The organism is Qipengyuania mesophila (assembly GCF_019711655.1).
GTDB classification, from domain to species: domain Bacteria; phylum Pseudomonadota; class Alphaproteobacteria; order Sphingomonadales; family Sphingomonadaceae; genus Qipengyuania; species Qipengyuania mesophila.
This window is the reverse complement of record NZ_JAIGNU010000004.1, coordinates 62,298-81,503: the sequence shown is the minus strand read 5'-3', so window position 1 is coordinate 81,503 and position 19,206 is coordinate 62,298. Positions and strand designations below refer to the sequence as shown.

Below are 19,206 nucleotides of genomic sequence, written 5' to 3'. Positions count from 1 at the left end.
GGAAAACCCCATGAACCGGATCGCTGCCGCCCTCGCCCTCGGTCTCGCGTCGACGATCTCCGGGTGCACGAGCTACGCCGAACCGCCGGCCGCGAGCGCGCCGGCGGTAGAGCAGCGCGAACCGGTCACGATTCTCGTCTCGATCGACGGCTTTCGCGCCGACTATCTCGATCGCGGCCTCACGCCGACGCTGTCGCGCCTCGCCGCGGAGGGCGTACGCGCCTCGATGCGTCCGTCCTTCCCCTCGAAGACCTTCCCCAACCACTGGACGCTCGTCACCGGGCTCGTCCCCGACCATCACGGCATCATCGCCAACAGCATGGAAGATCCGGAGCGCCCGGACGAGACCTTCACCATGGCCACTGTAGATCCCTGGTGGTGGAGCGAGGCCAAGCCGATCTGGGTCGAGGCCGAGGAAGCGAGCATCCGCAGCGCGGCGATGTTCTGGCCCGGCTCGGCGGTCCCCTGGGGCGGCACGGCGGTGCGCTACGGCCCCGTCACCGACGGCGAAATGGCGAGCGACTGGCAGGCCTTCAGCATGCAGGTGACCAATACCCAGCGGGTCAATTCGGTGCTCGACTGGCTCCGCCGCCCGTCCGACATCCGTCCCGAATTCGTCACGCTTTATTTCGACACGGTCGACAGCGCAGGGCACGGCGGTGGCCCGCAGAGCGAAGAAGTCGATGCCGCCTTGCGCGATATCGACCGCCACATCGCCAACCTCGTGACCGGGCTCGAAACGCTGCACCAGCCTGCCAACCTGGTGATCGTCGCCGATCACGGCATGGCCGCCACGGGGTCGGACAAGATGGTCGTGCTCGCCGATATCGTCGATCCATCGCTCTATCGGCTCGTCGAAGGTGGCGCCTATGCCACTTTCGAGCCGACCGAAGGCAATACCGCAGTTCTCGAAGCGGCGCTCCTGCGCGAGCACGAGCACATGGAATGCTGGCGCAAGTCCGAGATCCCGACGCGCTTCGAATACGGCACGCACAAGCGCATCCCGCCCTATTTCTGCCTGCCCGACACGGGCTGGACGATCGCTCCCGCCGCATCGGAGGGAAGCTGGAGCGGGGGGAACCACGGCTACGATCCCTTCGCACCCGAAATGGCAGCGCTGTTCATCGCCAACGGCCCGGCCTTCCGCAGCGGCCTCACCCTCGACGGCTTTCAGAACACGGCGATCACACCGCTGCTGCGCGAACTCATCGGCCTGCCGCAGGCGGCGCGCAGCGACGGCAGATTAGCGGATGTCAGCGACGCGCTCGCGTCACAAAACTAGCCCGGTCGCGGAACGGCCTCGCCCCCTCCCCGTTGGCATACAAAGTTCAACGGGGAGACATCGGTGGTCGACAAGTCCGAAAAGTTCAGCACGCTGGTACGGGTCGGCTATTTCAGTCGCGCGATCCTCTATTCAATGCTCGGCCTCATCGCGCTGACCAGTGCCGGACGGATCAGCAAGGGCACCAACGGCGTCTTCGAGGCGATCCAGGACTTTCCGCTCGGCACCGTCGTCCTCTGGCTGATGGTCGTCGGCTTGCTGGCCTACGCTCTGTTCCGCTTCGCCTCGACTGTCTTCGATATCGAGAACCAGGGTAGCGACACGACCGGCTGGGCCCATCGCCTTGGCCATGCGGGAAGCGCGATCGGCCATCTCGCGCTCGCCTATTCGGCGTACAAGTTCGCCACCGCGGGCCGCGACAGCGGCGGTGGTGCGCAGGAAGCGGCCTCGGGTGTACTGTCGATGGAATTCGGCGGGGTCGTGCTCGGCCTTCTCGGCATCGCCTTCTTCGCAACCGCCTTCTTCCAGGCGAAGAAGGGCCTGACAGGCAGCTTCATGCACCGCATTAGCGCGCGGGCGCCCAATCAGACGCGGCTGATCGGCGGCATCGGCTATGTCGCGCGGGCCGTGGTGTTCCTCGTGATCGGCTGGTCACTGTTCAAGGCGGGCTTCATGTCGGGCGGTTCGGATCAGGTAAAGACGCTTGGCGACGCGGTCGCCAGCCTTGCAGGCGAAGGGGTCGTCTTCACCCTCGTCGCGATCGGCCTGCTCGCTTTCGGCCTCTTCAGCTTCGTCCTGGCCCGTTACCGGATCATTCCCGACATGGGCGTCCACGGAAAGGTACCGCAGTTCCGCGCCTGACTTGAACTATACCCCCAGGGGGTATATCTGCGCCACTATGACGAAGACTGCAGAACTCTACCGCATGGTCATGGACAAGCATGTCTGTCCCTATGGCATCAAGTCGAAATGGCTCCTCGAGCGCGAGGGCTACCAGGTTGAGGATCGCCACCTCACCACGCGCGAGGAAACCGACGCCTTCAAGGAGAGGCACGGGGTCGAGACCACGCCCCAGACCTTCATCGATGGCAAACGCATCGGCGGTTACACGGATCTGAGGGCGCATTTCGGGAAGCCGCTGCCCGAGCCCGGAACTACCAGCTACACGCCGGTGCTCGCCGTCTTCGCTGCGGCGGGCGCGCTTGGCATGGCAATCAGCCAGTTCGTTTTCGATACACCCTTCACCCTTCGCGCCGCCGAATGGTTCATTGCCTTCTCGATGGTCATCCTCGCCATGCTCAAGCTGCAGGACGTCGAGAAATTCTCTTCCATGTTCCTCGGCTACGATCTGCTTGCCAAGCGCTTCGTCCCCTATTCCTACGCCTATCCCTTCCTCGAATTCGGTGCGGGCGTGCTGATGGCGGCCCACAGCCTGAGCTGGCTGTCGATCCCGGTGGCGCTGGTCATCGGGACGATCGGCGCGGCGAGCGTCTTCTACGCCGTCTACGTCCAGAAGCGCGATATCAAATGCGCCTGCGTCGGCGGATCCAGCAACGTGCCTCTGGGCTTCGTCTCGCTGACCGAGAACCTTGCGATGATCGGCATGGCCATTTGGATGTTGCTTCGCCCGAGCATGTGATCCATTGCAATCTGCAATGCAATTCTACGAAGACATCGCCGTCGGGCACAAGCAGGCCTTCGGGCATTACGAGGTCACCCGCGACGAGGTGATCGATTTCGCCTCGAAATACGATCCTCAGCCCTTCCATCTCGACGATGCCGCCGCTGCTCAGACGCATTTCGGGCGGATTTCCGCCAGCGGCTGGCACACCTGTGCGATGACGATGTCGATGCTTGTCGAGAACCTGAAGGCGAACAGGCAGGCGGGCCTCGGTTCGCCGGGCGTCGACCAGCTACGCTGGAAGAAACCGGTCTACCCCGGCGACACGCTGCGCTGCGAAAGCGAGGTCATCGAGAAGCGCCGCAGCGCTTCGCGTCCCGAGATGGGGATCTTCAAGAGCCGGCTGACGGTGTTCAACCAGAACGACGAGCCGGTCATGGAAATGGTCTCGAACGGTCTCGTCCGCACGCGCGACCCAAAAGGATCGGACTAGCTCACGCGCCGCACTGGGCCATGCCCGGTTTGCGATAGACGACCTCGTCGTTGGCATCGCGGATCGTGAGCGTGGCCGGGTAGTCGCTCGTCTCCTCGCCAGATTGTTCGCCCTCCGCCTCGTCGAGATCGAGCACCATCGAATAGGCCTTCCCGTCGTATTTCCGACGCGCGAGATAGGGCAGCTCCCTGCTTCCCTTGTCCGCCGCCATCGTCACCAGCTCGCTGCCGCGCAGGAAATGCCCGGTCTCGGCCATCGCCAGCGCAACCGCGGAAAGGCCACCACCTTCGGGCGCGAAACTGCACCCCGCCCCGAACAGGTCGTGTTGCTCGATCTCGCGATAGCGGATCGGCGCAAGCTCGAGCTGTTCGGGCGGCGGCGTCTGGTTGGCTTCGACCTCGGCGACCGCAGCCGCGCGCTCCTCTTCGGTAGGTTCATTCGAACACGCGGCGAGCGCCAGCGCACAAACCAGGACCAATCTGCGCATCAGTTCCTCCCGAAGAGCTTCTCGACGTCTGCCACGCTAAACCAACCGCTGTCGAGGCATGAAAAGCGGCGAAACTCGAGGGATTCAAAACCACCCCCGGTCTGCAAGGGCAAGTTTGAGCCCTAGCCCTTTGCGCTCGATCCACAGGTTGGTCGTCAGCTTTTCGATGAGCCGCTGGACCAGGCTATGTCTGAAATTGGGTGGGAAGCGGCCGTTCGCCACAAAGCCTACAAGCGCCAGTAGTATGCCCTATTCGTCGAGGGACGCCTGAATGGCTAGGTGACACTCATTCGCCGATAATCTAGTTGCCAATCCGATGCCTGACTTAGAATCTTTTAACGATCAGAGCGCTGAGCATCTTCGGCTCGTGTTGGAGAACAGCCAGATAGGAATCTGGGAGCTCGATATCGGCTCTGAGTTGGCTGTCAGGAACGAGACGCATGATCGGATTTTTGGATACGATGAACCGCTGCCTGAATGGCGATATGATCGGTTTCTCAACCATGTTGTCGAAGGCGATAGAGCGCGGGTCGATGAACTTCAGAAAATCGCCATCGAAGAAGGACGCGAGTGGTCGTTCGAATGTCAGATTAAGACAAAAAAGGGCCATTTCAGGTGGATCGCAGCGGCAGGCCGGCCTCTAAAAGACGCTGAAGGCAAAACAATCCGGCTCATCGGCCACGTAATTGACATAACCAAGTCTAAGCAGAGCGAGGCCAGGCTTCGACTGATCACCGACGAGCTAAACCACAGGGTTCGAAACCTGCTGGCCATGATCAAAGCGATGGTCAAAATGACTGCGCGCGGTGCAAAGGATATTCAAGGGTTCTCAAGCACATTGGAGGGCAGAGTGGGAGCCTTGGCCCGAGCTCAAGACCTGTTAGTCGGCAATTCTTCCGCCTCAATGATGCCAAGCCCCATACTAGATGCAGAGCTTGCGGCCTTTGAAGGCGTTGAAGAGCGGATGCATATATCGGTGGATGATGAGGCGGAGCTCTCTGTTTCGGCTAGCCAAGGTCTCGCGTTAGTCTTCCATGAGTTGCTTACCAACGCCGTCAAATACGGTGCGCTATCCATCGAATCCGGCAAGATAGATGTCCACATTGATTGCGCCGAAGACACCGTCAGTATCGTCTGGAAGGAGCATGGTGGACCACCTCTAGATGAGGAAAGAGATAGCGGATTTGGATCGCAACTGATCTCAAAGGCACTTGCAGCGGAAGGTACCACCGAGCAGCTCTTTTTGCCCGAAGGGCTCGAGAGCCGCATCAATATAGTTGTCGGATAAGGCAGCTATTGGAGTCGTTAGACGAAGTTCGGCTAGCAGCACCCATATTGCGAAAGCAGACTGTTCCACGCCGTTTCAATCGGCGGCTTCAGTGCCTGCCAAACAGTTTCTCGACGTCTTCCATGCTCAGCTTGACCCATGTCGGACGGCCATGGTTGCATTGGCCCGAGCGCGGGGTGCGTTCCATTTCGCGCAGTAGCGCGTTCATCTCGTCGACCCGCAGGACGCGGCCGGCGCGTACCGAGCCGTGGCAGGCCATGGTCGCGAGCACGAGGTCGAGCTTCTCGCCCAGCAGCAGCACCTCGCCGTTGAGCGCGAGATCGTCGTCGATGTCGCGCAGCAGCTTTTCGGGATCGGTTCGCGCGATGGCATGCGGCAGGCTGCGCACCAGCATGGCCGAGGGGCCGAAGCGCTCGATCGCGAGGCCGTGCTCGGCCAGTTTCGGCGCCGCTTCCTCGAGCCGGTCGCAACTCGTCTCGTCGAGTTCGACCACTTCGGGGATCAGCAGCGCCTGGCTGCGCGCGACGGCCTCCTCGGCCCCGGCTGCGCGCAGGCGTTCGAGCACAAGGCGTTCGTGCGCGGCATGCTGGTCGACCAGCACCAGCCCGTCCTTCGCTTCGGCGACGATATAGGTGTTGGCGACCTGGCCGCGCGCGATACCGAGCGGATAGTCCTGCGCCTCCTCGGCCACCGGCGCGGCTTCCTCGGCGCGCCCGCGCGGCTGTGCCATGACATCGGCCTCGACACCGCGCCATGCTGCATTTGCCTCGGACACCCTTTGGCTCGGCGCCGACCAGTCACGGCCCTCGAAGATCGACCGGAGCGCAGGTGAAGGCTCCTCACGCACCGGCTCCTGCTGCCAGCGGCTCATCGCCGAGGCATCGGGCGTCTGCGCGCTGCGCTTGTCCCCCGTCGCCAACGCCTGCCGCAGCCCCGAAACGATGAAGCCGCGGACGCCCTGCGCATCGCGGAAGCGGACCTCGGTCTTGGCCGGATGGACGTTCACGTCGACATCCTCGCAGGGCAGTTCGAGGAACAGCGCGAGCACGGCATGGCGGTCGCGTGCCAGCATGTCGGCATAGGCCCCGCGCACCGCGCCGGTCAGCAGCCGGTCCTTCACCGGACGACCGTTGACGAAGAGATACTGGTGGTCGGCGACGCCGCGATTGTAGGTCGGCAGGCCGGCGATCCCGGTCAGCCGCATCGCCCCGCGCTCCATGTCGAGCACGACGCCATTGTCCTTGAGTTCGCGCGCGATCAATTGGGCGACGCGGTTGGCCAGCCCCTCCCCACCCTGCAGGCCGAAGATCCGCCGATCGCCGTGGTCGAGCGTGATCGCCACATCGGGCCGCGCCATGGCGAGCCGCAGGACGACGTCCTTGCAGGCGGCGTATTCGCTGCGCGAAGTGCGGAGGAACTTGCGCCGCGCGGGGATCTTGCCGAACAGGTTCTCGACCCGGACCCGCGTGCCCGGCGGCAGCGCGGCGGGGCCTTCGGCGGTGAGTTCGCCGTGATCGACCACGCGCTTCCAGCCCTGCTCTGCACCGTGCGGACGGCTTTCGATCGTGAAGCGCGCGACGCTGGCGATGCTCGGCAGCGCCTCGCCGCGAAAGCCGAGCGTCGCCACCTGCTCGATCGCCTCGTCGGGCAGTTTCGAGGTCGCGTGCCGTTCGAGTGCCAAGGCCATGTCATCGGGGCTCATCCCACAGCCGTCGTCGGTCACTTCGAGACTGGTGAGTCCGCCTTCGACGAGCTTGACCGCAATCCGCGACGCGCCTGCGTCGATGGCGTTTTCGACCAGTTCCTTGAGCGCCGAAGAGGGCCGCTCGACCACCTCGCCGGCGGCGATACGGTTGACCAAATTCTCGGGCAGGCGACGGATTTGCGGCATGGATCGGGCATGGTAGCGATGAAGCGCCGGGAATCCGAGATGGCGCGTTCATCTTTCCCCCGAAGCAAGCGCGGAAAATTTTGGCATTCGCCGCATAATCTCGCTAAGGCACCGCCACCATTCCCCCCGGAGAGGTGCGAGCGGGTCGCATCCCCCCTCGCCTGACCACGCACAAACGGAAAATCGAGTTACAATGGGCTTCTGGAACAATCTCTTCAAATTCGGCGTGCAGAACATGGCGATCGACCTGGGGACCGCCAACACGCTGGTTTACGTGCAGGACCAGGGTATCGTCCTGAACGAGCCGAGCGTGGTCGCGCTCGAGACGATCAACGGCATGAAGCGCGTCAAGGCCGTGGGCGACGACGCGAAGATGATGATGGGCAAGACGCCCGACAGCATCGAAGCCATCCGCCCGCTGCGCGACGGCGTGATCGCCGACCTCGACGTCGCCGAAGAGATGATCAAGCACTTCATCCGCAAGGTGAACGGCCGCAAGAGCCTGATGCGCTATCCCGAGATCACCATCTGCGTGCCCTCGGGTTCGACCAGCGTCGAGCGCCGCGCGATCCGCGACGCGGCCAGCAATGCCGGGGCATCGCAGGTCTACCTGATCCTGGAACCCATGGCAGCGGCGATCGGTGCCGACATGCCTGTGACCGAGCCGGTCGGCAGCATGGTCGTCGACATCGGCGGCGGCACCACCGAAGTCGCCGTGCTCTCGCTCCGTGGTCTCGCCTACACCACCTCGGTGCGTACCGGCGGCGACAAGATGGACGAAGCGATCGTCTCCTATGTCCGCCGACACCACAATCTCCTGATCGGCGACGCCACCGCAGAGCGGATCAAGAAGGACTTCGGGGTCGCGCGCCAGCCCGAGGACGGCGTTGGTGAAAGCATCACCATCAAGGGTCGCGATCTCGTCAACGGCGTGCCCAAGGAAATCACGATCAACCAAGGCCACATCGCCGAGGCGCTGTCCGAACCGATCGGCGCGATCGTCGAAGGCGTGCGCATCGCGCTGGAAAACACCGCGCCCGAACTGGCCGCCGACATCGTCGACCAGGGCATCGTGCTCACCGGCGGCGGCGCGCTGATCGGCGGCCTCGACGAATATCTGCGCGAGGAAACCGGCCTGCCGGTGACGATCGCGGAAGACCCGCTGTCCTGCGTCGCACTCGGCACCGGCCGCGCGATGGAGGACCCGATCTATCGCGGCGTCCTGATGACGGCTTAAGGAAGGCATTGGAATGGCGCCGACAGGCTCACGGCGCTCGGGCTATTCGCGCAGGGCGCAGTACAATCTCTTCACCGGATACGTGATCGCCGGCGCGGGCGCGCTGGTCGGTGCGATTCTGCTCGCCCTGTCGTTCTTCCAGCCCCAGCTGTTCGGCGGGCTGCGCGGCGCGGCGCATGAAAGCGTCTCGCCCGCGACCGAGACCGCCGCAACGGTGCGCACCGGCTCGAAGGGCTTCTGGGATACGATCACCGGCTATTACCGTGCCGGATCGAAAAATGCCGCGCTCCAGCGCGAGATGGAAATCGCCCGCATCCGCCTCGCCGAAGCGGCAGCGGTGAAACAGGAAAACGCCCGGCTCAAGGGCCTCCTCGGACTGAGCGACAGTGAGGTCAAGCCGGTAGCCGTGGCGCGACTGGTCGGGTCAACCTCGTCGAGTACGCGGCGCTTCGCCTATCTCGGTGCCGGGTCCGACCAGGGTGTCGCAATCGGCATGCCGGTACGCTCCCCACGCGGGATCGTCGGGCGCATCCTCGAGACGAGCAGCAACAGCGCGCGCGTGCTGCTGCTGACCGATACCGAAAGCGTCCTGCCCGTACGCCGCGCCAAGGACGAGGTGGTCGCCTTCGCCGAGGGGCGTGGCGACGGCCTGCTGCGGATCAAGCTGATCAATCTCGGGATCAATCCGCTCAAACCCGGTGACGTCTTCGTCACCAGCGGGGCCGGCGGCTACTATCCGCCCGGGATTGCGGTCGCCATCGTGACCGAAATCACCGATGACGGCGGGCTCGCCCGCATCGTCAGCGATCCCGCCGCGACCGATTTCGTCAGCGTCGAACCGATCTACGAGCCCGATGCGGCGATCGGCGCCGCGACCCCGATCGAACGCGAATTGGGCGATTGATGGAGCGCAACGACCCCCGCTCGCGCAGCGATGCCTATGGCAGCCGGATAAATCGTTCGCACTCCCCGCTGCTCGCCAATGTCGTGCCCTGGGTATCGATCGTGATTGGCTCGATCCTGCCGATCTTCCCCATCGCCGCAGCACTGCCGATGATCCCGCCGCTGGGCCTGCTCATGCTGCTCGGCTGGCGCCTGGTGCGCCCGGGCCTGCTGCCCGTCTGGGCGGGAATGCCGCTGGGCTTCGTCGACGATCTCTATTCGGGCCAGCCCTTCGGTTTCGCCATCCTGACCTGGTCGCTGGTGATGCTCGCCATCGAGCTGATCGAGACCCGCCTGCCCTGGCGCGCCTTCTGGCAGGACTGGTTCACTGCGGGTATATTGATTCTCGCCTATCTCGTTACGGGCTGGCTGTTCTCGGGCGGCCAACCCACCATCCACTCGCTCGTCGCTCTCGTTCCGCAGCTCGTGATTACGATCCTTCTCTTCCCGGTCGCGGCCCGTCTGGTCGCCACACTCGACCGCTTGCGCCTGCATCGCTGGAGGGCCGTCTGATGGCCTGGCGCAAGAGGGCCCGCCCGCGCGAGATCGTCACCCAGTCGACGCTCGACAACGCTTTCGACCGCCGGACTTTCGTGATCGGCACGGCGATGGGCGGGGTCGGTATGCTGCTGGCCGCGCGGATGGGCTACATCGCCATAGCCGAGAACGAGAAATACGAGCTCGAGAGCGAAAGCAACCGCGTCAACCTCTCGCTGATCCCGCCGCGGCGCGGCTGGATCCTCGACCGCAACGGTGCGCCGCTCGCTTCGAACCGCGCCGATTTCCGTGTCGACATTGTTCCCGAGCGGACACCTGATCCCGACGCGACGGTGCGCACGCTGACCAATATTCTCAAGCTCGACGAGAACCAGGCGGCCGACATTCGCAAGCGCATCGCCGACGGGCCCGGCTACCAGCCCGTCGAGGTCGCCTCGGGGATCACCTACGACGCCTTCGCCGCCGTTAGCGTCCGGTTACCCGACCTGCCCGGCGTGGTTCCACAACGCGGCTTTTCCCGCTTCTATCCCACCGGACCCAGCGTGGGCCACCTGATCGGTTACGTCGGCACTGCCAATGCCGAGGAATATGCCGAGCAGGATCGCAACCCGCTGCTGGTCACTCCCGGCTACAAGATCGGCAAGGACGGCCTCGAACGACAGTTCGAACAGGAATTGCGCGGCATTCCGGGCGCGCGCCGGGTCGAGGTCACCGCGGCCGGCCGCATCGTCCGCGAACTCGAAACGCGCGAAGACACGCAGGGCGATCCGATCCAGCTGACCATCGACGGCCCGCTGCAGGACTACGCCGCTCGCCGCATCGGCCTCGAAAGCGGTTCGGTGGTGGTGATCGACTGCCTCACCGGCGACATCCTGTGCATGGCTTCGATGCCCAGCTTCGATCCCAACAGCTTCTCTCAGGGAATCGGCCGTGTCGAATATTCGATGCTCAGCCAGGACGAGCGCGTGCCGCTGCGCAACAAGGTCCTGAAAGGACTCTATCCACCCGGATCGACGGTCAAGCCGATGGTGGCGATGAGCTTCCTCAGGGAAGGCCTGAAGCCCGACGACGCCGTCACTTGCAATGGCGGCCTGCGCGTCGGCAACCGCGTGTTCCACTGCTGGCAGCGCCGCGGCCACGGCCGGGTCGACATGGCCAAGGGCATCTACCAGTCCTGCGACGTCTATTTCTACCATTTCGCCCAGCAAATCGGGATGGACCCGATCGCAGCCATGGCGCGTCGCGTCGGCCTGGGCCAGGAATTCGACCTGCCGGTGCTGAGCCAGTTCTACGGCACCGTCCCCGATCCCGCGTGGAAGCTCAAGAAATACGGCCGCGAATGGCAGGCCTACGACACCGTCAACGCGACGATCGGCCAGGGCTACATGCTGTTCAATCCGCTCCAGCTGGCGGTCTATGCGGCGCGCATCGCCTCGGGGCGCCATCTCGAGCCGAAGCTGATCAAGTCGAAGACCCGCCAGCGCTTCGCCCCGGCCGACTTTTCCGCCGAGCACGTCCATCTCGTACGCGAAGCGATGAAGGATGTGGTCAACGGACCAGGAACCGCGGGCCGTGCGCGCCTGCCGATCGACGACGTGCTGCTCGCCGGCAAGACGGGGACCGCGCAGGTTGTCGGCCTGAACCTGTCGAACGGCAAGACGGGGCCGTGGAAATACCGCGACCATGGCTTGTTCATCAGCTTCGCGCCCTACGACAATCCGCGCTACGCCTGCGCGGTAGTGATCGAACATGGCGGCGGATCGGGTTCGGCCTATCCGATCGCACGCGACGTGATGACCTTCCTGTTCGACCCCGCCAAGGGCATGGAAATGCTGCGCAGCTTCGAGGAGCAATGGGGCGGTACCGCACAGCAGCGACTCGACGCCAAGTATCGCGCCTTCGCCGCAGCCGCGGGCGAAGCGGTCAAACCCGTACCCGCGCGCGACGAGGACATCTTCGACCAGGTCGAGGCCGAAGCGCGTCTCGCCGTGCGCCAGCAGGAAAGTATTGCCGACAAGAAGGTCGATCCGCGCCTCGACACCGCAGCCTCGTCGGGACAGGTGAGCGAATGAGCGGGATCGTCCCCGCGCCGATCGCGCGGCAACCCTGGCAGATGCTGTTTCCGCTGTTCGTGCTGATCGCCTTCGGCGCGCTGGTGCTCTATTCGGCGGCGGCGGGGAGCTGGTCCCCCTATGCTTCCTCGCACGTCCTGCGCTTCGGGATATTTCTCGTGATGGCCTTCGTGCTCGCGCGGTTCACGCGCGAGTTGGCGATGTTTTTCGCCTTCCCGATCTATGCCGCCCTGCTGGTCATGCTCGTCGGGGTCGAAGCGATCGGTTTCGTCGGCGGTGGCAGCCAGCGCTGGCTCGACTTGGGATTCATCCAGCTGCAGCCGTCCGAAATGATGAAACCCGCCATCGTCCTGGTGCTGGCGCGCTTCTACGCCACGTTACCCGTTGGCATGATTCCTACGTGGAGGTCACTGATCCCGGCGGGTGGGCTGATCATGGCACCGGTCGCGCTCGTGCTGCTGCAGCCCGACCTCGGCACTTCGCTGGCGATCCTCTTCGGCGGAGCGGTGGTGATGTTCGCCGCGGGGCTGCCGCTGCGCTGGTTCATCGGTGCGGGGCTGGCCGGCGCCGTGCTTGCCCCGGTCGCCTTCTTCTTCGGCCTCCAGCCCTATCAGCAGAAACGCGTCTTCACCTTCCTCGACCCGGAAAGCGATCCGCTGGGCGACGGCTATCACATCACCCAGTCGAAGATCGCGATCGGCTCGGGCGGGTTCTCGGGCAAGGGCTTCAACGAAGGCTCGCAAAGTCACCTGCATTACCTGCCCGAACCGCATACCGATTTCATCTTCGCCACCATGGCCGAGGAATGGGGTTTCGTCGGCGGGCTCGTGGTCATCGGCGCCTTTGCGATCATCTTCGCCTGGGGCCTGTCGGTGGCGCGCGCCAGCAACGACCGGTTCGGCAAGCTGATCGCGCTGGGCATGACCGCGACGATCTTCTTCTACGTCGCGATCAACCTGATGATGGTGATGGGGCTCGCCCCCGTGGTCGGGATCCCGCTGCCTTTCATGAGCCATGGCGGCAGCTCGATGCTGACCAACATGATCTGCATCGGATCGCTGATGATGGTCGACCGCTGGAACCGCAGGGCGCCGCGTTCGGGCCTGATGCGCTAGAGGTCGACCAGCCCCAACTTGAGCGCCCTGACGGTGGCGGTCACCCGGTCGTTGGTCTGCAGCTTCTCATAGATCCTGCGCGTGTAGGTGCGCACCGTCTCGGGCGAGATGGCGAGGATGATCGCGATATCGGAGGAGGATTTGCCCCTTCCCATCCATTCGAGCACCTCGCGCTCGCGTTCCGACAGCGTCACCGATGCGCTCCCGCCACCCATGATGGTGCAGATCTGGAAATGGGCGGCAGTCAGCAGCGCATGGATCGACTGGAGACGACCATCGTCGAATCCGTCGGGATCCTGGGCAAAGCGCATCGAGGCATATCCGTCGCGATTGCGCGGGCCGTAGAGCGCGAAACTTACCCAGTTGTCGATTCCGAGCCCTTCCAGTCGCGCGAGGAAGTCCCGCGCCTGCCGTTCGCCCCGCGCGCATTGGCGCGCGCGGCTCCAGGTCATGATCGGACCATGCTTGAAGGTCAGGCGCGGGACCGGATCCTGACTGCGCCAATCTTCGGTTACGTAGAGCTTCTGGTACTCGAGGGGATAGTCCCGCGCCCAGATCGCGGTTCTCTTCGAAGTCTGCGAATCGAAAGCGGAAGTGAAGTGGTAGCTGAACCAGACCGCTCCCTCCTCGCGGCACGTAGCGTATACGTATTCAAGGATCGCCTCGCAATCCGACATTCTGGCGATATGGGCCGAGAAATTCTGCATTCTTTTAAGAAGTCTAGGGCTCGTGATCTAGACCGTCAATTTCGAAGACGTACGACAACTGGCGTCATTGTCCCCAAGGTGAGGGACTGACCGCCATGATCTATTCATCTAGGAACCCGCATAAGTAGTGTCCGGCGATGGACAGGTGGGGGAAGTCGCTGGTCCGAAAGGGATTGATAGATCATGGAACCCAATACCCCCCGCCGCCGGTCAGAGGACCGGAGCGAACTGGAATGCGAAGGCCCGGCAAGAAAGGTCGGCGACGATACCTGCGACAAGGTGCTGGCCGAAATCTGCCTCGCGAACCGGCGCGGTTCGCCGATCACCATCTGGGACCTCCCGCAGATCACCGGCATGCCCCTGCACGCGGCCTTTGCCGCCGTCAGGACGCTCGAATTCGGTCGCTTCGTCATCATCGACGACAACCCCACCGACCCCTTCGGTGCAACCTTGAGGGTTCGCGAAGAGGGAACGCGACGGGTCGAAATGCAGCGCGTGGCCTGATCGGGCAATTAGGACTTTTCATCTTCGGAGAGCCCGCTATATGAGCGCCTCCCGAGTCGGGAACGCCTCTTTTCACGAGGCCGCGGCAAGTCGCAGTGTGGACGCATAGCTCAGTTGGTAGAGCAGCTGACTCTTAATCAGCGGGTCCTAGGTTCGAGCCCTAGTGCGTCCACCATTTCCTTCCTTTTGACATGTCTTCGTGAGCCCCTCGGGGGATCCTTGTGCCTGAATCACACTGAATGTGATATGACGCATTGGCAGTCACATTATGATGTGATACCCGTCAAGGCATGGACACGATCGAGAAAGTTCGCACGCTCGTTTCGCAGGGTCTCATGACCCGCGCCGGGCTCGCCCGCGCCGCCGGACTCCACGCCAACACGCTGCGCGATTGCGGCGAGGACAGCTGGAACCCGACCGCCGAAACGCTCGCCAAGCTGGCCGCCTTCCTCGAGGCCAATGACGAGACCCCGGTCATCGTCGGCGCCGAGGATATCATCGACGAGGCGCGCAACGGGCGGATGTACATCCTCGTCGACGACGAGGACCGAGAGAACGAGGGCGACCTCATCATCCCCGCGCAGATGGCGACGCCGCACGCGGTCAATTTCATGGCCACGCACGGCCGCGGCCTCATCTGCCTCGCGCTCGACCGCAAGCGCGTCGAGGCGCTCGGGCTCGAACCGATGAGCCGCAACAATCGCGAAAGCATGCAGACCGCCTTCACCACCTCGATCGAGGCGAAGGAAGGCGTCACTACCGGAATCAGCGCCGCCGACCGCGCGCGCACCGTCTCGGTCGCGATCGATGCCACCAAGGGGCCCGACGACATCGTCACGCCGGGCCATGTCTTCCCGCTCGCCGCCCGCGACGGCGGCGTGCTCGTGCGCGCCGGCCATACCGAGGCTGCGGTCGACATCTCGCGCCTCGCCGGGCTCAACCCCTCGGGCGTGATCTGCGAGATCATGAACGAGGACGGCACGATGGCCCGGCTCGACGACCTGATCGGCTTCGCGCGCAAGCACGACATGAAGATCGGCACGATCCGCGATCTCATCGAATACCGTATGCGGCACGATCACCTGGTCGAGCGTGTAGGCGAGGACAGCTTCGAATCCGACTACGGCGGCGACTGGCGCCTGCTGACCTATCGCAACACGGTCGACGGCAGCGAGAGCTACGTCCTGCAGAAGGGCCATGTCGTCGAAGGCCAGCCCACCCTCGCCCGCGTCCACCCGATCTCGATTTTCGACGACCTGCTCGGCAAGCCTGGCCCGCGCAAACGCACGCTCCAGCGCGCGATGCAGGCGGTGGGCGAACATGGCTCGGGCGTAATCGTGCTGATCACGGGGCGTCCGGCGTCGAACAGCGGCTACAGCGAGAACGATGCGCAGCGCAACGTCGGCATCGGTTCGCAGATCCTCGCCGATCTCGGGATCGAGGACATGATCCTGCTCAGCAATTCGCAACCCAACGTCGTGGCGATCGAGGGCTACGGCCTCGACATCGTCGACCACAAGCCCATCCCGGAGTGACCAGCATGGCCCGTTTCCTGATCGTCGAAGCCCGTTTCTACGACCACCTCAACGACATGCTCGTGGCCGGCGCGCGCGCCGCGCTCGTGGCGAAGGGGCACGAGGTCGAAGTGCTGACCGTCCCAGGCGCGCTTGAAGTCCCCGGCGCCATCGCGCTCGCCTCCGAAAGCGGTCAATATGACGGCTATGTCGGCATCGGCGTGGTGATCCGCGGCGAGACCTATCATTTCGAGATCGTCGCCGGCGAAAGCGCGCGCGGGATCATGGCGCTGACCATGGATGGCATGGCCATCGGCAACGGCATCTTGACGGTTGAGAACGAAGACCAGGCCCTTGTTCGCGCCGATCCGAAACAGAAGGACAAGGGCGGAGAGGCCGCTCAGGCCGCGATGGCCCTGCTCGCACTGCAGGAGAAATTCGCATGACCGCCCACCCAGCTATTGCCGGGATCCCGCTCGTCCTCGGCGGAAACGTGTTCGGCTGGACCGCGCAGGGCGACGAAGGGTTCGCCGTCCTCGACGCATTCTACGAGGCGGGTGGACGCATGATCGATACGGCCGACGTCTATTCGGCCTGGATCCCGGGGCACAAGGGCGGCGAATCCGAGACCTATCTCGGACAGTGGCTCGACAGTCGCGGTGTACGCAAGGACATGCGAATCCACACGAAGACCGGCATGCTTGGGGGCAAGGAACTCTATGAGCCCGATCGCGTCCTGAAATCGCTCGACGCCTCTCTCGACCGCCTGCGCTGCGATAGCGTCGATCTCTATTACGCCCATCGCGACTATGACGAGCTGCCGATTGCGGACATTGTCGCGGCATTCGACGGCGCGGTGCGCAGCGGCAAGGTGGCATCGCTCGGAGCGTCGAACTTCAATGCCGAAAGGCTGGGTGAGGCGTTGGCGGTGGCGGATGCGACCGGGGCCGAACCCTTCACCGCGCTGCAGAACGAATACAACCTCGTTGCGCGCGCAGCCTATGGCGCCGAGCTGCAGCAGCTCTGCGTGTCGCGCGGCATCCCGATGCTGCCCTTCTTCGGCCTTGCCTCGGGTTACCTGACCGGCAAGTACCGGACCGAGGAGGATTTTGCCAAATCGAGCCGTGGCGGTCGCGCCCGTGAATTGTCCGGTGACAACGGCCCCGCAGTTCTCGATGCAATGGATGCAGTTGCGGATGAAACCGGCGCGAGCCATGCCGCCATCGCGCTCGCCTGGCTGGTCCGGCAACCGGGCATCCCCGCCCCGATCGCCAGTGCGCGAACGGTGGCCCAGCTCGAGGAACTGCTCGCCTTCACTCGGCTGGAACTGAGCGACGCGCAGCTTGCACGGCTCGGCGCCGCTGCAGGCTAACTCGCCCCGTCGAGGAATTCCTTCAGTCCCAGCGGTGCGAAGGGACCGATGATCAGCTGTTCGAACACTCCGATACCGTCGGACCCGTCGCTGGCCGTGACGCGAACCGGGACCTGCACGTGGAGGTTCTCCGGAGCGAGCGGGTCGAGATCGGCCAGTTCGATATCCTCGCGCGCGACTTTCAGCCGCCCGTGATACATGCCGTGGCCCCACTCGGGATGGGTGTAGCCGAGGCCGCGCATCTGGAAGCGGCCGAGCGGTTCGAAGCTGACCTGTTCGGGTGCGCGGGGGAGCGCCAGCGATAGCGTGCCGCCCGAGGGCCAGCGGGTTCCCTGCTGAAGCCGGGTCCGCATGCTGCCGTGCCCTTCGGCGAGCTCCTCGGGTCCGGCCCCCTCCCCTGCCCAGGCCGCGCGCGTGTTCCACGCCTCGCCGTGCTCGTCGTTGTTGACGTGGAAAAACAGGCTGCCCTGCGGAAAATTGACCGGCGTCCACTGCCAGAAGAAGCCGGGCAATGTGTGTCCGGGCATCGGCTGCATGTCGCGCGCACCGATCGGTCGCACGCCCCAGCTCCGGTCCCGCGTGCCCATCGTCCCATCGGCCAGGTCACGGCGATCTCCGTCGACCTCGATCCAGCCCTCGTATCCGCCGTTCTGTGTCAGGCGCGTGTAGTCCATGAAGGCGCGCGGGCCGATGCGGTGGGTGAAGCGCGGCTCCTCGATCGGGAAGGCCCGCCCGGTAAAGGTGATGTCCGCCGCCATCCCCTCGCATGGCTCGAGCCGGATCCGCAGGATATGGAGCGCCTCGATGATCTCGACCGAGATCGGGCCCGCTGCCATCGCCATCCGCTCCATCCCCAGCTCGGTGCTGGCATGGATGCAGTGCTGCACTCCGTCGCGGACGACGTTGAAATGCGCATCGATCACGTCGAGATGCGGGTAGATGCCCAGCGCGACCGCGAAGAAGCCGCTGCCGTCGGGGGCATAGCCGTTGAAGAAATAGCGGTCGTAGAAATTGCGGTCGGTGCCGGCATAGGCGACCGGCTCCGGTGTCTGGTGGATCGGATAATCGTCACCGCGGCTCAAAACCACTAGATCGTCTCCTTCAGTGCACCGATACTATCGCGCGCCAGCGCCAGCGAACAGGCCCCGCGCGCCATCGACAGAAAATTGGCATCGCCGCGCTCGGTCCGCTCGACGAAGGCCGCGCTGAAGACCGCCGTCGAAACCCCGTGCAGGATGCCGAGACGGTAGTCGCGCTCAATCTCTTCGCGCTCCAGCGCAACGCCGCGCGCCTGCATCTCGGTGCGCCACAGCTCGAGCAATTCCTCCTCGTGGTCGCGCCACAGAGCTTCGCCCACGCCGCAGCCGATGAAATAGCCGACATCGGTCATCGGCCTGCCCACCGCCACCGTCTGCCAGTCGAGCACGGCAATGGGTTCCGCCCCCCCGCGAATGTCGAACAGCATGTTGTCGAGGCGGAAATCGCCATGGACCACGCATTGCGGCGGCTCGCCGCGTTCGAACCAGTGCGAGCTCGCCTCGGCAAGTTCTTCGCACAGAAGCATGAATTCGGGTTCGAGCGTGTCGACATAGCGTTCGCGGAAGATCGCCTGCGCCTGCGGATACATGGCGCCGAGCCTTTCGCGCAGATCGGGCAGCGGGGCGATCCACGCGGCCTCGATCAGCTCGTTCCGCTCCCAGCTCGGCGCGTGGATCGCCGCCGCCTGCCTTATCGCCGCACGCGCATCGGCAATGCCGCAGCCGCGGATCTGGTCGCCCTGCCGCGCCGGCCCCATGTCCTCGAACAACAGGATGAATTCGACCCCGGCCTCGTCAACCGCCGAAAAATGGACCTTGGGTACGCGGACGTCGAGCAGCGGCGCGACCTGCCGGTAGAATTCCACTTCCTTGCGATAGAGGCCGAACATGGCCGCCGTGCCGCGGCTGGCAGGGTCGGCGGCGGCGAACTTGCCCGCCAATGTCGCTGGCACGCCCGTGCCGTCGAGGTGGAAGCGTACGCTGTCGCCTACCTGGCCGGTGCCGATCGGCTCCCAGCGGACCGCGTCGACGCGCGCGCCCAGCTGCTCGCCGAGCCACGCAGCGCTCACCTCGTCCGGATGGCCCGGAAAATCCGCCAAGCCCCTCTCCCGCAAAGAGCAATTGCCGGAACGCTAGCGAGAGCCA

At 64.4% G+C, this 19,206-nt stretch carries 19 protein-coding genes and 1 tRNA gene; 15 read left to right on the top strand and 5 right to left on the bottom strand.

The genetic code is table 11. The features are described from left to right. Nucleotides 1-10: 10 nt before the first annotated feature. The 4 genes from K3181_RS14620 (at nt 11) to K3181_RS14605 (ending at nt 3,396) form a co-directional block, all read left to right on the top strand. A complete protein-coding gene (locus K3181_RS14620; RefSeq protein ID WP_221603863.1) occupies nt 11-1,282 on the top strand; it encodes an alkaline phosphatase family protein in 1,272 nt (423 codons plus the stop codon). Between the two features lie 63 nt (nt 1,283-1,345). After that, entirely contained in the window at nt 1,346-2,143 is a 798-nt protein-coding gene (locus tag K3181_RS14615) for a DUF1206 domain-containing protein (protein ID WP_221603862.1), read from the top strand. Nucleotides 2,144-2,180: 37 nt separating this feature from the next. After that, complete coding sequence (locus K3181_RS14610; RefSeq protein ID WP_221603861.1) at nt 2,181-2,921, top strand: glutaredoxin family protein; 741 nt, start codon at nt 2,181-2,183, stop codon at nt 2,919-2,921. A gap of 16 nt (nt 2,922-2,937) precedes the next feature. Continuing rightward, a complete protein-coding gene (locus K3181_RS14605; RefSeq protein ID WP_221603860.1) occupies nt 2,938-3,396 on the top strand; it encodes a MaoC family dehydratase in 459 nt (152 codons plus the stop codon). A gap of 1 nt (nt 3,397) precedes the next feature. Here K3181_RS14605 and K3181_RS14600 read toward each other — a convergent pair whose 3' ends face one another. Then, nucleotides 3,398-3,883, bottom strand: coding sequence for a hypothetical protein (locus K3181_RS14600; protein ID WP_221603859.1), 486 nt, complete (start codon nt 3,881-3,883; stop codon nt 3,398-3,400). A 316-nt stretch (nt 3,884-4,199) separates the two neighbouring features. Here K3181_RS14600 and K3181_RS14595 point away from each other — a divergent pair, with 316 nt between their 5' ends. Continuing rightward, nucleotides 4,200-5,171, top strand: coding sequence for a sensor histidine kinase (locus K3181_RS14595; protein ID WP_221603858.1), 972 nt, complete (start codon nt 4,200-4,202; stop codon nt 5,169-5,171). A gap of 88 nt (nt 5,172-5,259) precedes the next feature. Here the strand turns inward: K3181_RS14595 and mutL are convergent, their stop codons facing one another. Further along, entirely contained in the window at nt 5,260-7,062 is a 1,803-nt protein-coding gene (gene mutL / locus K3181_RS14590; protein ID WP_221603857.1) for a DNA mismatch repair endonuclease MutL, read from the bottom strand. A gap of 193 nt (nt 7,063-7,255) precedes the next feature. Here mutL and K3181_RS14585 point away from each other — a divergent pair, with 193 nt between their 5' ends. Genes K3181_RS14585 through rodA form a run of 5 tightly spaced genes read left to right on the top strand, consistent with a single transcriptional unit; the run spans nt 7,256 to nt 12,926 of the window. Continuing rightward, on the top strand, nt 7,256-8,299 hold the full coding sequence (locus K3181_RS14585) for a rod shape-determining protein (protein ID WP_221603856.1): 1,044 nt from the start codon (nt 7,256-7,258) through the stop codon (nt 8,297-8,299). Nucleotides 8,300-8,312: 13 nt separating this feature from the next. Then, nucleotides 8,313-9,203, top strand: a complete 891-nt coding sequence (mreC, locus tag K3181_RS14580; protein WP_221603855.1) for a rod shape-determining protein MreC — start codon at nt 8,313-8,315, stop codon at nt 9,201-9,203. Then, nucleotides 9,203-9,754 (top strand): rod shape-determining protein MreD, encoded by a 552-nt coding sequence (gene mreD / locus K3181_RS14575; protein ID WP_221603854.1) that lies wholly within the window; start codon nt 9,203-9,205, stop codon nt 9,752-9,754. The genes mreC and mreD overlap by 1 nt, the downstream gene beginning before the upstream one ends. Beyond that, nucleotides 9,754-11,811, top strand: coding sequence for a penicillin-binding protein 2 (mrdA, locus tag K3181_RS14570; protein WP_221603853.1), 2,058 nt, complete (start codon nt 9,754-9,756; stop codon nt 11,809-11,811). The genes mreD and mrdA overlap by 1 nt, the downstream gene beginning before the upstream one ends. Continuing rightward, complete coding sequence (gene rodA, locus K3181_RS14565) at nt 11,808-12,926, top strand: rod shape-determining protein RodA (RefSeq protein ID WP_221603852.1); 1,119 nt, start codon at nt 11,808-11,810, stop codon at nt 12,924-12,926. Before mrdA ends, rodA begins: the two co-directional genes overlap by 4 nt. On the opposite strand, the gene K3181_RS14560 is transcribed toward rodA, so the two are convergent. Beyond that, nucleotides 12,923-13,633: a helix-turn-helix transcriptional regulator gene (locus tag K3181_RS14560; protein WP_221603851.1), complete on the bottom strand. Its 711-nt coding sequence runs from the start codon at nt 13,631-13,633 to the stop codon at nt 12,923-12,925. The two genes, rodA and K3181_RS14560, sit on opposite strands and share 4 nt — an antisense overlap. A gap of 183 nt (nt 13,634-13,816) precedes the next feature. Between K3181_RS14560 and K3181_RS14555 the strand changes: the two genes are divergently transcribed. The 5 genes from K3181_RS14555 to K3181_RS14535 all read left to right on the top strand — a co-directional run bounded on the left by K3181_RS14555 (nt 13,817) and on the right by K3181_RS14535 (nt 17,023). Further along, nucleotides 13,817-14,137, top strand: coding sequence for a hypothetical protein (locus K3181_RS14555; protein ID WP_221603850.1), 321 nt, complete (start codon nt 13,817-13,819; stop codon nt 14,135-14,137). Nucleotides 14,138-14,236: 99 nt separating this feature from the next. Further along, nucleotides 14,237-14,312: transfer RNA gene (locus K3181_RS14550), tRNA-Lys, on the top strand. A 115-nt stretch (nt 14,313-14,427) separates the two neighbouring features. Continuing rightward, the gene (gene ribB / locus K3181_RS14545) at nt 14,428-15,672 is read left to right on the top strand and encodes a 3,4-dihydroxy-2-butanone-4-phosphate synthase (protein WP_247715175.1); all 1,245 of its coding nucleotides are present in this window, start codon (nt 14,428-14,430) and stop codon (nt 15,670-15,672) included. Between the two features lie 5 nt (nt 15,673-15,677). Continuing rightward, the gene (gene ribH / locus K3181_RS14540) at nt 15,678-16,097 is read left to right on the top strand and encodes a 6,7-dimethyl-8-ribityllumazine synthase (RefSeq protein ID WP_221603849.1); all 420 of its coding nucleotides are present in this window, start codon (nt 15,678-15,680) and stop codon (nt 16,095-16,097) included. Further along, the gene (locus K3181_RS14535; protein ID WP_221603848.1) at nt 16,094-17,023 is read left to right on the top strand and encodes an aldo/keto reductase; all 930 of its coding nucleotides are present in this window, start codon (nt 16,094-16,096) and stop codon (nt 17,021-17,023) included. The genes ribH and K3181_RS14535 overlap by 4 nt, the downstream gene beginning before the upstream one ends. Here the strand turns inward: K3181_RS14535 and K3181_RS14530 are convergent. Together K3181_RS14530 and K3181_RS14525 are read right to left on the bottom strand one after the other, a co-directional pair. Continuing rightward, nucleotides 17,020-18,111, bottom strand: a complete 1,092-nt coding sequence (locus K3181_RS14530) for an Rv3169 family protein (protein ID WP_221603847.1) — start codon at nt 18,109-18,111, stop codon at nt 17,020-17,022. The genes K3181_RS14535 and K3181_RS14530 overlap by 4 nt on opposite strands. Beyond that, nucleotides 18,111-19,160, bottom strand: a complete 1,050-nt coding sequence (locus K3181_RS14525; protein ID WP_221603846.1) for a phosphotransferase family protein — start codon at nt 19,158-19,160, stop codon at nt 18,111-18,113. The genes K3181_RS14530 and K3181_RS14525 overlap by 1 nt, the downstream gene beginning before the upstream one ends. Between the last annotated feature and the right edge of the window lie 46 nt (nt 19,161-19,206).

What these genes read in the sequence shown, in the direction of transcription:
- K3181_RS14595 (WP_221603858.1), top strand. Translation starts at nt 4,200, where the DNA reads ATGCCTGACTTAGAATCTTTTAACGATCAGAGCGCTGAGCATCTTCGG.
- K3181_RS14605 (WP_221603860.1), top strand. Translation starts at nt 2,938, where the DNA reads ATGCAATTCTACGAAGACATCGCCGTCGGGCACAAGCAGGCCTTCGGG.
- K3181_RS14585 (WP_221603856.1), top strand. Translation starts at nt 7,256, where the DNA reads ATGGGCTTCTGGAACAATCTCTTCAAATTCGGCGTGCAGAACATGGCG.
- K3181_RS14620 (WP_221603863.1), top strand. Translation starts at nt 11, where the DNA reads ATGAACCGGATCGCTGCCGCCCTCGCCCTCGGTCTCGCGTCGACGATC.
- K3181_RS14600 (WP_221603859.1), bottom strand. Translation starts at nt 3,883, where the DNA reads ATGCGCAGATTGGTCCTGGTTTGTGCGCTGGCGCTCGCCGCGTGTTCG.
- ribB (WP_247715175.1), top strand. Translation starts at nt 14,428, where the DNA reads ATGGACACGATCGAGAAAGTTCGCACGCTCGTTTCGCAGGGTCTCATG.
- mrdA (WP_221603853.1), top strand. Translation starts at nt 9,754, where the DNA reads ATGGCCTGGCGCAAGAGGGCCCGCCCGCGCGAGATCGTCACCCAGTCG.
- K3181_RS14535 (WP_221603848.1), top strand. Translation starts at nt 16,094, where the DNA reads ATGACCGCCCACCCAGCTATTGCCGGGATCCCGCTCGTCCTCGGCGGA.
- mreC (WP_221603855.1), top strand. Translation starts at nt 8,313, where the DNA reads ATGGCGCCGACAGGCTCACGGCGCTCGGGCTATTCGCGCAGGGCGCAG.
- K3181_RS14560 (WP_221603851.1), bottom strand. Translation starts at nt 13,633, where the DNA reads ATGCAGAATTTCTCGGCCCATATCGCCAGAATGTCGGATTGCGAGGCG.
- rodA (WP_221603852.1), top strand. Translation starts at nt 11,808, where the DNA reads ATGAGCGGGATCGTCCCCGCGCCGATCGCGCGGCAACCCTGGCAGATG.
- K3181_RS14555 (WP_221603850.1), top strand. Translation starts at nt 13,817, where the DNA reads ATGGAACCCAATACCCCCCGCCGCCGGTCAGAGGACCGGAGCGAACTG.
- K3181_RS14610 (WP_221603861.1), top strand. Translation starts at nt 2,181, where the DNA reads ATGACGAAGACTGCAGAACTCTACCGCATGGTCATGGACAAGCATGTC.
- mreD (WP_221603854.1), top strand. Translation starts at nt 9,203, where the DNA reads ATGGAGCGCAACGACCCCCGCTCGCGCAGCGATGCCTATGGCAGCCGG.
- ribH (WP_221603849.1), top strand. Translation starts at nt 15,678, where the DNA reads ATGGCCCGTTTCCTGATCGTCGAAGCCCGTTTCTACGACCACCTCAAC.
- mutL (WP_221603857.1), bottom strand. Translation starts at nt 7,062, where the DNA reads ATGCCGCAAATCCGTCGCCTGCCCGAGAATTTGGTCAACCGTATCGCC.